Raw genomic sequence first — 14384 nt, forward strand, 5'->3', positions numbered from 1 at the left:
GATCAAGCGTTCCCTGATCGCCTACGACCACTAAGCGCGACCGAAGCCCTTGGACTCAATCATCTAGTGACCGGGGGCCGTGAGGAGATAGCAGGCGATCGCCGCCGCGGCGGCGACGTTGAGCGAGTCGATCTCCCTGCTCATCGGGATCCGCACGGCCTGGTCGGCCTCGGCCAGCCAGCGTGACGACAACCCGTCGCCCTCTGAGCCGAGCAGCAGCGCGTTCCGCCCGCCGGTGAACGCGCCCTCGATGGGGACGGCGTTCTCGGCCGGGGTGAGCGCGAGCAACCGGAAGCCGTGGTCGCGGAGCTCCTCCAGGCCGTCGTGCCAGTCCGTCAACCGCGCGTACGGCACGGAGAAGACGGCGCCCATCGACACCTTGACCGAGCGCCGGTAGAGCGGGTCGGCGCAGCGCGGCGACAGGACGATGGCGTCCACTCCGAGCGCGGCGGCGCAGCGGAAAATCGCGCCGACATTGGTGTGATCCACCAAATCCTCCAGCACGACGACGTGCCGGGCACCGCGCAGCACCTCGGCGACCGCGGGCAGCTCGCGCCGCTCCATCGAGGCCAGCGCGCCGCGGTGCACCTGGAAGCCGGTGATCCCCTCCATGACCTCGTCGGAGACGAGGTAGACGGTGACGCCGCCCGTGTCGCCGCCGGTGAGGTCGGAGAGCCCGTCCAGCCACTTGGCCGTCATCAGCATGGAGCGGACCTGATGGCCGGCCGCTATCGCGCGACGGATGACCTTCTCTCCTTCGGCGAGGAACAGGCCCCGCCCGCCTTCGAGGCTCTTGCGCAGATCGACATCGCGCAGCCGTACGTAGTCGGCGATGCGGGGATCCGTGATGTCTTCGACGGGAATGACCACCCGCCAAGGGTACGGCGCGCACCACCCCATCCGGCCATTGTCGATCACCTACGGTGATCGGCGCAGCAAAATGAGTGTTTTGCCCCCTTAATACTTCCCAGTAGTGTTCCGTAAGCATTCCCAGGATCTCCCCTGAAAAGAGGACACCGTGGGCGGACGCCACCGCACAGACGAAACCGACGGCGGGCACGACCCGTACAAGGAGTCGCGCCGCCGCCGCGCGAGCCGCGGCATGGTGTTCGCGCCCCTGGCGGGAGCGGTCGCGCTCGCCGTGCTGTGCGGCGTGGCCGCGTACGTCGTGGTGAACAAGGACCAGGACTGCACCGGGGACAAGATCGGGCTGTCCGTGGTGGCCTCGCCCGACATCGAACCGGCGGTCACCAAGGTGGCCGAGAAGTTCGGCCAGGCGGGCCGGACGGTCGGCGGCAGATGCGTCACCGTCTCGGTGAAGGCGGCGCAGTCGGCCGGGGTCGCGGGCGCGCTGTCCGGCGGCGGCGCCGCCTCCGGGAAGATCGACCCGGATGTCTGGGTGCCCGACTCCAGCCTGTGGTTGTCCGGCGCGGAGCTGAAGGCGTCGGGCAGCGCGGCGCACTCCCCCGTGGTTCTCACCACGTCCAAGACGGGCGCGGAGAAGCTCCAGGCGGCGTTCAGCCCGGCGAGCTGGACCGGCCTGATGAGCGCGGCGAACGCCGCCAACCCCGACGGGCTGGCGAAGAAGGTCCGGGTGCTCGCGCTCGACCCGGCGCAGAACGCCGCCGGGCTCGGCGCGCTGCTCGCGGGCTCCTCCGTGCTGAAGTCGGGGGGCGGCAACGAGGAGTTGCTCGTGGGAGTGCTGCGCCAGCTCTCCGAGTCCACGGTCTCCTCGCCGGACAGCCTGTTCGCCACGCTGACCAAGGCCGCCGCGCGCATCCCGGTCGGCGTCGCCTCCGAGCAGTCGGTGTGGGCGTTCAACACGACGTCCCACCCGTCGAACCCGGCCGTCGCGCTCTATCCGGCGGAGGGCACGGTCAGCCTCGACTACCCGATCGTGATCACGTCCAAGGACGCCGCGGTGCGTGAGGCGGCCAAGGCGTTCAGCGCCGAGCTGACCTCGGCGGCGGGCCGCAGGATCGTCCAGGACCACGGCTTCCGTACGCCGCAGGGCAAGGGCGGCGACGCGCTCGCACCGGAGAACGGCGTCAACGCCAAGAGCCCGGCCGAACTGCCGCTCCCGGACCGCGCGACGGTCACCAAGCTGAGCCAGGCGTGGCACCAGATCAAGCTCGGCACGAAGCTGCTCGCCCTGGTCGACGTCTCGGGCACCATGGCCCTGCCCGCCGACAACACGGGCGTCAGCCGGATGCGGGCCATCGGCAACGTCGCCATCGAGGGGCTGAAGCTGTTCCCGGACAAGGCCGAGGTGGGCACCTGGGCCTTCTCCGAGAACATGCGCGGCCAGGGAGTGGACTGGAAGGAGGTCGTGCCGATCGGGCCGCTGGCGCAGCAGATCGACGGCGTCACCCGGCGGGAGCTCATCGCCCAGGCGATGCGGAACGTCCAGGCCATCCCGACGGCCAACACCGGGCTGAACGACACCCTGTGGGCCGCCTACCAGAAGATGACCAAGGACTACGAGGCGGACAAGGTCAACACGATCATCCTCTTCACCGACGGCGTCGGGAACGACGACCCCAACGGCGGGATCTCCAACGCCGGGATCCTGAAGCGGCTGAAGGACGCCTACGACCCCAAGCAGCCGGTCAACATCCTGATCATCTCGTTCAACACCAACACGGACGAGGATCGGGCGCAGATGACCGCGATCGCCAAGGCCACGGGAGGCGCGGCGTACTTCCCGCAGACCGTCCTGGAGATCCGCAACATCTTCCTCAAGGGGATCGCCCGGCGGCTCTGCGCGCCCAACTGCGGCACCGCCCAGCGCTGAACAGCACTCGGGGCGCTGGGAGGCCGGTCACCGCTGGCACGCCGACATCGAGGCGCTGCGCGTCATCCGCGCCCATCTCACCACGACCTAAGGCATCCTTCCACCGGTCACCGTGTAGGCGCCACCCGCCGCCGCGGTGAAGGTGACCGCCGCACCGTCACGGGTGTGCCGCACAGAGTGTCCCTGGGCGTCCAGCAGGTGATGGGGGCCGCCGAAGATCGCGTTGCGCACGGTCAGCGGTCCCGCCGCGCCCGTGCGCAGGACGATCTCCGTGACGGCGCCGTCCTTCCACAAGGCGTCGACGGTCACGTCGCCGCGTGCCCGCAGCCCGGAGTACGAGCCGGTCGGCCAGGCGGCGGGCAGCGCGGGCAGCACGTCGACGGAGGAGTGCCGGCTCTGCAGCAGCATCTCCGCGATACCCGCGGTGGCGCCGAAGTTGCCGTCGATCTGGAACGGCGGGTGGGTGTCCCACAGGTTCTCCAGCGTGGAGGTCCTGAGCTGCTCGCCCAGCATCGTGTGGGCGTGGTCGCCGTCGAGCAGCCGCGCCCAGAAGTTGATCTTCCATGCCTTGGACCAGCCGGTGCCGCCGTCGCCGCGGGCGGTCAGCGAGACCTCGGCCGCCTCGGCCGACGGGGTGCCCGCGGTGATCTGCCGGCCCGGGTGCAGCGCGAACAGGTGCGAGACGTGCCGATGGTCGTCGGTCCTGCCGTCCCAGTCGCTCTTCCACTCCTGGAGCTGGCCCCACGAGCCGACGCGCAGACCGGGATCGAGCGTGGCCAGCGCCCGCCGTACCTCGGGCTCGTCGGTGCCGAGCGCCTCGGCCGCCTCCAGCACGTTCGTGAACAGGTCGTGGACGATCTGCTGGGACATCGACGCGCCGGCGGAGAAGTCACCGTGCTCGGGCGAGTAGCTCGGCGAGACGACGAGCGTCCCGTCGCGCGGGTCGGTGTGCAGGTTGTCCACCCAGAACTCCGCGGCGGCCTTCATCACGGGATAGGCGGTCTCGCGCAGGTAGGTCAGGTCGCGGCTGAAGCGGTAGTGGTCGTACATCTGCTGGGTGACCCAGGCGGCGGCCTCGGGGAACCAGAACGCGGTGGCCCAGTCGTGGACGCCGGTGAACCCGAACGGGTTGGTCTCGTTGTGCACGACCCAGCCGCGCGAGCCGAACATCTCCTCGGCGGTCTTCGTGCCGGGCACGACCATGGCAGTGACGTAGTCGTCGTACGGCCTGGTCGTCTCGGCGAGGTTGGTCTGCTCGGCGAGCCAGTAGTTCATCTGCAGGTTGATGTTGACGTGGTAGTCGGCCGACCAGGGCGGATCGGTCGAGGTGTTCCAGACGCCCTGCAGGTTGGCCGGGAGCGATCCTTCGCGCGATGACGCGATCAGCAGATAGCGGCCGTAGGCGAAGAACAGCGCCTCCAGCGCCCGGTCGGCGGCCGAGGCCCCGCCCGTGTACGCCTTGAGCAGCCGATCGGTGGGGACGGTGGGCGTCTCCTGCCCGATGTCGAGCCGCACCCGGTCGAACAGCGCGCGGTGGTCGGCGAGGTGGGCCCGCTTCAGCGTGTCGAAGTCCTGCCCCGCGGCCGTGTCCACGGCCTCGGTCACCTTGGCGTGCGGGTCCGCTCCCCGGTAGGCCGGATAGCTGTCGGCGTAGTCGGTGCCCGCCGAGAGCACGAACACGGCGCTGTCGGCGCCGGTGACCGTGATCCGGTCGCTCCCGTCGGTACGGCTGCCGCCGTGCGCGACCACCTGGATCTGGGCCTCGAACACCATGCCGTTGTCGGCCAGCGCTCCCCTGATCGTCAGCCTGCCGTCCCTGACGCTCACCTGCCGGTCGTCCCTGGGTGAGGAGGTGCGCAGGGTGAACGACACCTTCCCCGGCCGGTCGGCGGAGAGACGTCCGACGATGACGCCGCCCGGGTGGCTGGCGAAGTACTCGCGCGCGTGGGTGACGCCGCCGGCGGTGTAGCCGACCCGGGCGACGGCGTCCTGCAGGCTGAGTTCCCTGCGGTACCCGGTGGTCTCGGGCTGGGCGCCGGTGTCCGGTGTCAGGTCCAGCCAGAGGTCGCCGAAGGTCTGGTAGGCGCCGAACCCGCGCTTGGGCCGGCCGAGCTTCGCCGCGACCGCGCCGGGCGACATCCTCCCGTCGTGGTCGATCCGCGCCCGTACCTCGGCGATGGCGCCGGGGCGTGGGCTGGTCCAGCCACCGAAGTCGTAGCCGCTTCTGGAGCCGGGGCCTCCGGTCCACAGCGACTTCTCGTTGAACTGGAGTCGCTCGGTCGCGACGCCGCCGAACACCATCGCGCCGAGCGCGCCGTTGCCGATCGGCAGGGCCTGGGTCTCCCAGTCGGTGGCGGGCTTGACGTACCACAGGGTCGGCTCACACATACGCGGAAACCTCCGGCGATCGGTCGATCTCGCCCCCGTTCCTACACCGGAAACGTGACCGTAACAAGATCTCCCATCCGACGTTTTCCAGGTCGTGATCGTACGGCCGGAGGGGCAGATATCGGATGTACGAGCGACCAGATCGGGGAGCACATAGGACATTTCGCCATATATCCAGGTCACAGATCGGACTACCTGCCCGCGAAATCTTGACATGAACCCACGGCGCGCTCCAGCATCTCGATCGAGACATCCGATGTATGACCGAAGGATGCGGTGTGAAGCTGCTGCGAGTAGGACCTGTCGGACAGGAGAAGCCGGTGGCGATGGACACCGCCGGTAACCTGCGCGACATCGGAGAGCCCGAGATCGACGGGGCTTTCCTCGCTTCCGGGGGAGTGGCGCGCGTCCGCGACGCGCTGGAGCGCGGCGACCTGCCCATCGTGGACGCCGAGGGACTGCGGATCGGCCCGCCCGTCGCCCGCCCCGGCAAGATCGTGTGCATCGGCCTGAACTACAGTGACCACGCCGCGGAGACGGGCGCCGACCTGCCGGCCGAGCCGGTGGTCTTCATGAAGGCGCCGAACACCGTGGTCGGCCCCTACGACGAGGTGCTCGTCCCGCGAGGGAGCGTGAAGACCGACTGGGAGGTCGAGCTGGCGGTCGTGATCGGCCAGACCTGCCGCTACCTGGAGTCCCGCGAGGAGGCGCTGAGCAAGATCGCGGGGTACGCGGTGGCCAACGACGTCTCGGAGCGCGAGTTCCAGATCGAGCGCGGCGGCCAGTGGGACAAGGGCAAGTCCTGCGAGACGTTCAACCCCCTCGGTCCCTGGCTGGTGACCGCCGACGAGGTCGGCGACCCCCAGGGGCTCGGCATGCGGCTGTGGGTGAACGGCGAGCTCCGGCAGAACGGCCACAGCGAGAACATGGTCTTCGACGTCGCCGAGATCGTCCGCTACCTCAGCCGGTTCATGGTGCTGGAGCCGGGTGACGTCATCAACACCGGCACGCCCGCGGGCGTCGCCATGGGCCTGCCCGGCCGGCCGTACCTCCGGGCCGGCGACGTGATGGAGCTGGAGATCGACGGCCTCGGACGGCAGCGGCAGACGGTGGGCCAGGCGTGAGCCCGCGCATCGTGGCGCTCTCGACCCACGACATCCGCTTCCCCACCTCGCGTGAACTCGACGGCTCCGACGCGATGAACCCCGACCCCGACTACTCCGCCGCGTACGTGGTGCTGCGAACCGCGGACGGCGTCGAGGGACACGGGTTCGCGTTCACGATCGGACGCGGCAACGACGTGCAGACCGCCGCGATCAGGGCGCTCGAGCAGTACGTGGTCGGGCGGGACGTCGACGACATCGGCGCGCTGTACAAGGACATGGTCTACGACTCGCAGCTGCGCTGGCTCGGCCCGGAGAAGGGCGTCATGCACATGGCGATCTCCGCCGTGGTCAACGCGCTCTGGGACCTGAAGGCCCGGATCGAAGGCAAGCCGCTGTGGCTGCTGCTCGGCGAGCTGCCGCCGGAGCGGATCGTGGACCTCGTCGACTTCCGCTATCTGAGCGACGCCCTCACCCCCGAGGAGGCCCTGGAGATCCTGCGCCGGGCCGAACCGGGAAGACGTGAGCGGATCGCCCACCTGCGGGAGCACGGCTACCCGGCCTACACCACCTCCCCCGGCTGGCTCGGCTACGACGACGACAAGCTCAGGCGGCTGTGCCGGGAGGCGCTCGGCCAGGGCTTCAAGCAGATCAAGCTCAAGGTCGGCGCCAGCCTCGACGACGACGTCCGCAGGTTCCGGGTCGCCCGCGAGGTGTGCGGCGACGGCTTCCCGATCGCGATCGACGCCAACCAGCGCTGGGACGTCGACTCCGCGGTCACCTGGATCAACGCGCTCAAGGAGTTCCACCCGCACTGGGTCGAGGAGCCGACCAGCCCCGACGACGTGCTCGGCCACGCCGCCATCGCGCGCGGCATCGCCCCCATCCCGGTCGCGACCGGCGAGCACGTGCAGAACCGGATCGTGTTCAAGCAACTGCTCCAGGCCGGGGCCATCTCCTACCTGCAGCTCGACTCGGCCAGGGTCGGCGGCGTCAACGAGAACATCGCGATCCTGCTGCTCGCCGCCAAGTTCGGCGTGCCGGTCTGCCCGCACGCCGGTGGCGTCGGGCTGTGCGAGCTGGTCCAGCATCTGTCGATGTTCGACTACGTCGCGGTGAGCGGCTCGATGGAGAACCGCGTCATCGAGTACGTCGACCACCTGCACGAGCACTTCACCGATCCGGTCGTGATCGAGAACGGCCGCTACACCGCCCCCACCGCGCCCGGGTTCAGCGCCCGGATGCGTCCGGAGTCGATCAGCGCGCACAGCTTCCCCGGCGGCGCGGTCTGGAGGGAGTCATGACGCTCAGGGCACTCGTCACCGGCGGAGGTTCCGGCATCGGACTGGCCACCGCCCGCGCGTTCGCTGACCGCGGCTGGAGAGTCGCCTGCCTGGACATCGCCCCGCCCGGCGATCCGTTCATCGGCGTCACCGCCGACATCACCGACGACGCCGGGGTCCGTACGGCCGTCGCCGAGGCGGCGGAACGGCTCGGCGGCCTGGACATCCTGGTCAACAACGCGGGCATCGGCGCCCAGGGAACGGTCGAGGACAACCCGGACACCGAATGGGCCCGCGTCCTCGACGTCAACGTGGTCGGCATGGTCCGGGTGTCCCGGGCGGCCCTGCCGTACCTGCGGAGGTCGGAGCACGCCGCGATCGTCAACACCTGCTCGATCGCGGCCACCGCGGGCCTGCCGGACCGCGCCCTCTACAGCGCGAGCAAGGGAGCGGTGTTGTCCCTCACGCTCGCCATGGCCGCCGACCACGTGCGCGAGGGCATCCGTGTCAACTGCGTCACCCCCGGCACCGCCGACACGCCGTGGATCGGCAGGCTGCTCGCGTCGGCGGCCGACCCCGAGGCCGAGCGCCGGGCCCTTTCCGCCCGACAGCCGATGGGCCGCCTGGTCACCGCCGAGGAGGTGGCGGCGGCGATCGCCTACCTGGCCGGGCCCGACGCCCGCTCCACCACCGGCACGGTCCTCGCGGTCGACGGCGGCATGCACGGCCTCCGGCTCAGACCGGCCAACTGACACACCCCCCACCCCCCGAGGAAGCAGAGGCGAAACGATGAGGTTCGGCCCCGTGGTCGCAGGAGCGGCCCTCTTGACGGTCATCACCGCGTGCGGATCCACCACCGAGGACGGCGCCACGACCGGCGGCACCGGCGGCACGGCGTCGGGAGGGAAGGTCGGCATCGACTTCCCCCGCGCGGACTCCGACTTCTGGAACTCCTACAGCAAGTACGTCCCGCAGATGGCGACCGAGCTCTCGGTCGACCTGATGAACCCGACCAACTCCCAGAACGACGTGGCCAAGCTGGTCGCCAACACCCAGGCGCTGGTCAGCCAGGGCGCCAAGGTGATCGTCATGGCGCCGCAGGACACCGGGGCCATCGCCTCCACACTCCAGCAACTGGAGAACAAGAAGATCCCGGTCGTCTCCGTCGACACCCGCCCCGACAAGGGCAAGGTCTACATGGTCGTACGCGCGGACAACAAGGCGTACGGCACGAAGGCGTGCGAGTTCCTCGGCGAGAAACTCGGCGGCAAGGGCAAGGTCGTCCAGCTCATGGGCGCGCTCAGCTCGATCAACGGCCGGGACCGGGCCGAGGCGTTCCGCGACTGCATGAAGACGAAGTTCCCCGGGATCACCGTCTTCGACGAGCCGACCGAATGGGAGGGCAGCAAGGCGGCGTCCATGCTGCAGACCCGCCTGGAGCAGAACCCCGACATCAAGGGCGTCTACATGCACGCGGGCGGCGTGCACCTGGCCCCGACACTGCAGGTCCTGAAGGCCAAGGGCCTGCTGGTCCAGCCGGACGACCCGAAGCACGTGTTCGTCGTGTCCAACGACGGTATCCCGCAGGAGTTCGAGGCGATCCGCAAGGGCGAGATCGACGCCACGGTCTCCCAGCCCGCCGACCTCTACGCGAAGTACGCGCTCTTCTACGCCAAGGCGGCGGCCGAGGGCACGACGTTCCAGCCCGGCGCCACCGACCACGACAGCACGATCATCTCGTTGCCGAACGGCCTTGAGGACCAGCTTCCCGCTCCGCTGGTCACCAAGGAGAACGTGGACGACAAGAACCTCTGGGGCAACCAGGTCAAATGAGCGTTCACGTCGAAGCCAGGAACGTCACCAAGCGGTTCGGACCCACCGTCGCGCTGAACGGCGCGGGCATCGCCGTCGCCGAGGGCGAGACGCACGCGCTCCTCGGCAGGAACGGCGCGGGCAAGTCCACGCTGGTGTCGATCCTGACCGGGCTCCAGGCGCCGGACGAGGGCGAGGTGCTGTTCTCGGGAGAGGCCGCGCCCGCCCTCGCCGACCGGGACGCGTGGCGGCGGCGGGTCGCCTGCGTCTACCAGAAGTCGACGATCATCCCCACGCTGACCGTCGCGGAGAACCTCTACCTCAACCGGCACCAGACCTCCGGCCGGCTCATCCGGTGGGGCGCGCTGCGGCGCAGCGCCCGCGAGCTCCTCGACCGCTACGGCGTGGACGTCGACGCGAGCGCGCTCGCCGGTGACCTCGGCGTCGAACAGCGGCAGCTCGTCGAGATCGCCCGCGCGCTGTCGTTCGGCGCGCGGTTCATCATCCTGGACGAGCCGACCGCCCAGCTCGACGGCCCCGCCATCGAGCGGCTCTTCGAGCGGATGCGGGCGCTGCGCGAGCAGGGCGTGACCATGATGTACATCTCCCACCACCTGGACGAGGTGTACGAGATCTGCCAGAGCGTCACGGTCTTCCGCGACGCCCGGCACGTCGTCACCCGGCCGGTGTCCGAGCTGCCGCACGACGAACTGGTCGCCGCGATGACCGGCGAGGCCACCACGGCCTACCAGGCCAGGTCGCGTGCGCCCGGCACCTCGGTCGCGATCTCCGCGACCGGCCTGTCCCTGCGGGATCGCTACCAGGACGTCGCGCTGGAGGTGCGCGCGGGAGAGCTGGTCGGGCTGGCCGGATCCGGCAGCAGCGGCAAGGTCGGCCTGGCCGAGACGCTGGTCGGGCTCCGCAGGGCCGACACGGGCACGATCGTGATCAACGGAACCGCCGTCAAGCCGGGCGACGTTCCGTCCGCGCTCGGGGCGGGGCTCGGGTTCGTCCCCCAGGACCGGCACCACGAGGGGTTCGTCCCGCTGCTGTCGATCGCCGAGAACGCCACCATGCCGATCGCGCACAAGCTCGGCCGGTTCGGCATGGTGTTCCCGTCCAGGCGGCGGGCGCGAGCCGTACAGATGATCGAGGACCTGGACATCAAGACCGAGGGGCCGGACCAGCCCGTCGGGGACCTGTCCGGCGGCAACGCGCAGAAGGTCGTGCTCGCCAGGGCGCTGTCCGACTCGCCCGCCGCGCTGGTCGTGATCAACCCCACCGCCGGGGTGGACGTCAAGGCGAAGCAGTCGTTGCTCGGCGCGGTCGAGGACGCGGTCGAGCGGGGCGCCGGTGCCGTACTGGTCTCCGACGAGCTCGACGACCTGCGGATCTGCGACCGGGTGCTGGTGATGTTCCACGGCAGGGTGGTCAAGGACGTGCCGCGCGGCTGGTCCGATCCCGAGCTCGTGGCCGTGATGGAAGGCATGGAAGAGTGAGCGCAGCGACCCCCTCGACGACACCCCCGACGACACCTGCGGCGGCGACCTCCACGGGACGTCCCCGTACGGGCGGAGGACTGCGGCTCGGCCGCTTCAGGGACCTGACGCTGGTGCCGGTCATCGTCGTCCTGCTCGTCGTGGGCGCGTTCGTGGACCCGGTGTTCCTCACCGTGGGCAACCTCACGAACGTGCTCCAGCAGCAGTCCGCGCTGGCGCTGGTCGTACTGGCCGAGGCGATGATCCTCATCGCGGGCAAGTTCGACCTGTCGCTGGAGTCGACCGTCGGCATGGCCCCCGCCATCACCGTGCTGGTGATCCCGGCCACCACCGGGCAAGGGGCGGGGAACGCCGGCCTGCTCGCGATCCCGCTCTGCCTGCTGATCGGGGCGGCGATCGGCGCGTTCAACGGCTTCCTGATCCTCAAGTTCCAGCTCTCGGCCTTCGTCGTCACGCTGGCCATGCTGATCGTCGTCCACGGCCTGCATCTCGGGCTGACCGGCGGCAAGAGCCTGTTCGAGCTGCCGGAGTCGATCATCTATCTGGGCGGCGCCACCTGGCTCGGCGTCCCCGCGTCGATCTGGATCGCGGGGGTGCTGTTCGCGGCGGGCATCGTCGGCCTCGGCTACTTCAAGGCCGGGCGCGCCCTGTACGCCATCGGCGGCAACGCCGACGCCGCCCGGGCCGCGGGCATCCGGGTGGACCGGGTGCTGTGGACGGTGTTCATCATCGGCGGCGCGCTCGCCGCGCTCGCGGGCGTCCTCGAGACCGGCCGCCTCGGCGGCATCAGCGCCAACCAGGGCGTCGGCTGGATCTTCATGGTGTTCGCCGCCGCCGTCATCGGCGGTGTCAGCATGGACGGCGGCAAGGGCACCATCCTCGGGGCGCTCACCGGCGTGCTGGTCATCGGCCTGGTGGAGAACGTCCTCACGCTGAAGGGCGTGCCCGGCGAGTGGAAGCAGCTCGTCTACGGCGGGATCATCCTCGTCGCCCTCATGATCAGCCGGATCGCCGGCGGGAAGGCACAGGACTGATGGCGACCCCGGGCGTCGGCGGCGTCGAGCTGCCCCGGCTCGGCTTCGGCGGGGCCCCGATCGGCAACCTGTTCACCGCCGTCACCGATGACGAGGCGCGGGCCGCGGTCGAGGCCGCCTGGGAGGCCGGTGTCCGCCTGTACGACACCGCTCCCCACTACGGCCTCGGCCTGTCCGAGCGCCGTCTGGGGGCGGCGCTCGCCGGGCGCTCCGGACACGTCCTGTCGACCAAGGTCGGCCGCCTGCTCGTGCCGTCAGGGACGGCGGGAGAGGCGGCCGGGCGCGACGACGAGGGCTTCGACGTGCCCGCCGACCGTCGCCGCGTGTGGGATTTCTCCCGGGACGGCGTGCTCAGGTCCCTGGAGGAGTCGCTGGAACGGCTCGGCGTCCCGTCCGTGGACATCGCGCTCATCCACGACCCGGACGGGCATCCGCGCGAGGCGCTGGAGGAGGCTTACCCGGCGCTGGCCTCCCTGCGCGACCAGGGCGTGATCCGGGCCGTCGGGGTCGGGATGAACCAGTGGGAACTTCCCGCCAGGTTCGTCCGCGAGACCGACATCGACGTGATCATGCTGGCCGGGCGCTACACCCTGCTCGACCAGTCCGGCCTCCCTCTGCTGGACGCGTGCGCGGAACGCGGGGTGCGGGTGCTGGCCGCCGGCGTCTTCAACAGCGGCCTGCTCGCCACCGACCGGCCGTCGGGCACGTTCGACTACCAGCCCGCTTCGGCGGAGCTGGTGGCCCGCGCCGGCGACATCGCGGCGGTGTGCGAACGGCACGGCGTCACCCTGCCCCAGGCCGCGGCCGCCTTCCCGCTGCGCCACCCCGCGGTCGCCACCGTCGTGCTCGGCGCACGGTCGGCCACCGAGGTACGGCGCAACGCGTCGCTCCTGGACCGGCCCGTCACCGGCGAGCTGTGGGACGACCTGATCGCCGAGGGGCTGCTGGCGGCCTGACCCGGATACCGGGAGGAGCGCCGTCACCCACGGACCAGAGCAAGTCGTCGACCGGCGGGTCAGCACCGCCCTCCCGCTCACCGACCGCGGTTACGTACTCGATCGCGGCCGGGTTGCCGGAGCTGAGGTCGGAGTCGGGTCGGGGCCGGGTTGGGGCCGGTGTCCCTAGGCGCTACGACCACACCGACCACAGCCGAACCGTCCAGCCACAGGCGAAGATCACGACGGATCGACGCATAACCGCAATTCCACGATTTTTCTTGAATTCCGCAGTCAATGCCCGTTGAGTATGACTTTTCAGGTAGTAAACGGCGGCCGCTGAGGCGGCGTCCTCCTCCTGTGGGGGTGTGGGGCCCGACAGGTTCTGCTTCCGTATTCGGGGAGGATGTCCGTTGCCCGCATGGCCGAACGTCAGCCGCGCCGACGACCGCCGACTGCTGGAGGCGCTGCGGCGCGATGACGCGGAGGCGCCCGCCGGACTCTTCGACGCGTACGCCAACCGGCTGGCCGACTACGCCCATACCCTGCTGGACGACCAGGATCGGGCGGCCAGAGCCGTACACCAGGCGCTGGTCTCCGCGCGGACGAGCGCGCGGCGGCTGAAGGACCCGGCACGCCTTCGTGCCTGGCTGTACGCGCTGGTCCGGTTCCAGTGCGCGGCCCGTGAACGCGGCAGGGCGGCGCCCGTCGCGGTGCTCGACGACCCGGAGGATCCGGAGACGGCGGCGCTGGTGCGCGACGCCCTCGCCGAGCTCGGGCAGAACGAGCGAGAGATCCTCCACCTGTCCGTACGGCACGGCCTCACGCCCGCCGAGGTCGGATCGGTTCTGGGGTTGACGTCACGGCAGACCACCGCGCGGCTCGCGCGGGCCAGGGACCGCATGGAGACCGCCGCCGCGGCGGTCGTCCTGGCCAGGACCGGGCGGGCGCACTGCCCGGACCTGTCGGCGCTGGTCGAGTCAGGTCCCGACGGGCCCCCCGGGCCGCTGCTGCGCAAACGCCTGATCAGGCACATCGGCGGATGCGAGGTGTGCGCGGAGGGCAGGCGCAGGCACGTGTCCGCCGACCGGCTCCTCGATGCGATCCCCATCGCCTTCCCGCCGCTGTCGCTCCGCCGCGCCGTGATCGGCCAGGTGGTCGAAAAACCCGTCGTATACGGCGCCCCGATTGATCACGATCCTCCGGCGACCCACGGTCCGGCGCCTCACAGCACGGCGGTCCGCGCGAAGCCGAGTACGCACGGCGATCCACCACCTCGGGGAGCGGCCACGGCGCGAGGGCGGCGGGGCAACCGGCACGGCAGACGGCGCGCCGGAGGACAGCGCGGAGGACAGCGCGGTGGACAGCGCGGGTGGAACGACCGGTGGAAGGGCAAGTGGCGGCGCGGGTGGCAGGGCGTGTGGCGCGGGCGGGCACCGGCTCTGGCCGCCCTCGCGTGCGCGGTCGTGATGATCGGTGTGCTGGGGGCCGTCAGGTGGCCGGGCGGAGGCCTCGGCGGGCAGGCGGGTGACCGGA

General features: G+C 70.6%; 11 protein-coding genes. 9 read left to right on the top strand and 2 right to left on the bottom strand.

Annotated elements, in window-relative coordinates:
* Window positions 1–63 precede the first annotated feature (63 nt).
* Complete coding sequence (locus tag IMZ11_RS40355) at window positions 64–900, bottom strand: TrmH family RNA methyltransferase (RefSeq protein ID WP_374463218.1); 837 nt, start codon at window positions 898–900, stop codon at window positions 64–66.
* 118 nt (window positions 901–1018) lie between these two features.
* Between IMZ11_RS40355 and IMZ11_RS40360 the strand changes: the two genes are divergently transcribed.
* The gene (locus tag IMZ11_RS40360; protein ID WP_228648483.1) at window positions 1019–2794 is read left to right on the top strand and encodes a substrate-binding domain-containing protein; all 1776 of its coding nucleotides are present in this window, start codon (window positions 1019–1021) and stop codon (window positions 2792–2794) included.
* 87 nt (window positions 2795–2881) lie between these two features.
* On the opposite strand, the gene IMZ11_RS40365 is transcribed toward IMZ11_RS40360, so the two are convergent.
* Complete coding sequence (locus IMZ11_RS40365) at window positions 2882–5182, bottom strand: glycoside hydrolase N-terminal domain-containing protein (protein WP_228648485.1); 2301 nt, start codon at window positions 5180–5182, stop codon at window positions 2882–2884.
* A 278-nt stretch (window positions 5183–5460) separates the two neighbouring features.
* Here IMZ11_RS40365 and IMZ11_RS40370 point away from each other — a divergent pair, with 278 nt between their 5' ends.
* From IMZ11_RS40370 to IMZ11_RS40405, 8 genes are all read left to right on the top strand, one after another.
* Window positions 5461–6306, top strand: coding sequence for a fumarylacetoacetate hydrolase family protein (locus IMZ11_RS40370; RefSeq protein ID WP_228648487.1), 846 nt, complete (start codon window positions 5461–5463; stop codon window positions 6304–6306).
* Window positions 6303–7589: an L-fuconate dehydratase gene (locus IMZ11_RS40375; protein ID WP_228648489.1), complete on the top strand. Its 1287-nt coding sequence runs from the start codon at window positions 6303–6305 to the stop codon at window positions 7587–7589. The genes IMZ11_RS40370 and IMZ11_RS40375 overlap by 4 nt, the downstream gene beginning before the upstream one ends.
* Window positions 7586–8320: an SDR family NAD(P)-dependent oxidoreductase gene (locus IMZ11_RS40380; protein ID WP_228648491.1), complete on the top strand. Its 735-nt coding sequence runs from the start codon at window positions 7586–7588 to the stop codon at window positions 8318–8320. The genes IMZ11_RS40375 and IMZ11_RS40380 overlap by 4 nt, the downstream gene beginning before the upstream one ends.
* 73 nt (window positions 8321–8393) lie before the next feature.
* Window positions 8394–9401 (top strand): sugar ABC transporter substrate-binding protein, encoded by a 1008-nt coding sequence (locus IMZ11_RS40385; RefSeq protein ID WP_228648493.1) that lies wholly within the window; start codon window positions 8394–8396, stop codon window positions 9399–9401.
* Entirely contained in the window at window positions 9398–10879 is a 1482-nt protein-coding gene (locus IMZ11_RS40390; RefSeq protein ID WP_228648495.1) for a sugar ABC transporter ATP-binding protein, read from the top strand. The genes IMZ11_RS40385 and IMZ11_RS40390 overlap by 4 nt, the downstream gene beginning before the upstream one ends.
* Window positions 10876–11913 carry an ABC transporter permease gene (locus tag IMZ11_RS40395; RefSeq protein WP_228648497.1) on the top strand — a complete coding sequence of 346 codons (1038 nt, stop codon included), beginning with the start codon at window positions 10876–10878 and terminating at the stop codon, window positions 11911–11913. Before IMZ11_RS40390 ends, IMZ11_RS40395 begins: the two co-directional genes overlap by 4 nt.
* The gene (locus IMZ11_RS40400; RefSeq protein ID WP_228648500.1) at window positions 11913–12869 is read left to right on the top strand and encodes an aldo/keto reductase; all 957 of its coding nucleotides are present in this window, start codon (window positions 11913–11915) and stop codon (window positions 12867–12869) included. The genes IMZ11_RS40395 and IMZ11_RS40400 overlap by 1 nt, the downstream gene beginning before the upstream one ends.
* Window positions 12870–13261: 392 nt before the next feature.
* Window positions 13262–14384: RNA polymerase sigma factor (locus IMZ11_RS40405; RefSeq protein WP_228648502.1), on the top strand; the 1123-nt coding region annotated here is incomplete at its 3' end.

It is taken from the genome of Microtetraspora sp. AC03309 (assembly GCF_020826795.1).
GTDB lineage: Bacteria > Actinomycetota > Actinomycetes > Streptosporangiales > Streptosporangiaceae > Microtetraspora > Microtetraspora glauca.